At 75.5% G+C, this 441-nt stretch carries 1 protein-coding gene; it reads left to right on the top strand.

Annotated features, from left to right (window positions below):
* Positions 1-441 (top strand): hypothetical protein (locus AB3X96_RS42655; protein WP_368594429.1); only part of this gene is annotated, 441 nt, incomplete at both ends.

Raw genomic sequence — 441 nt, 5'->3', positions numbered from 1 at the left:
TGGCGGCTCCTCCGATGGCGGCGGCTCCTCCGATGGCGGTGGCTCCTCCGACGGTGGCGGCTCCTCCGATGGCGGCGGCTCCTCCGACGGCGGTGGCTCTTCCGACGGCGGTGGCTCCTCCGACGTCGGTGGCTCCTCCGATGGCAGCGGCTCCTCCGACGGCGGCGGCTCTTCCGATGGCGGTGGCTCTTCCGACGGCGGCGGCTCTTCCGAAGGCGGCGGCTCCTCCGACGGCGGCGGCTCCTCCGATGGCGGAGGCTCCTCCGACGGCGGTGGCTCTTCCGAAGGCGGTGGCTCTTCCGACGGCGGCGGCTCCTCCGACGGCGGTGGCTCCTCCGACGGTGGCGGCTCCTCCGATGGCGGCGGCTCCTCCGATGGCGGTGGCTCCTCCGACGGTGGCGGCTCCTCCGATGGCGGCGGCTCCTCCGATGGCGGTGGCTC

The organism is Paraburkholderia sp. BR13439, from assembly GCF_040948805.1.
In the GTDB taxonomy this organism is placed as follows: domain Bacteria; phylum Pseudomonadota; class Gammaproteobacteria; order Burkholderiales; family Burkholderiaceae; genus Paraburkholderia; species Paraburkholderia youngii.
This window is presented reverse-complemented; position numbering and strand designations above follow the sequence as displayed.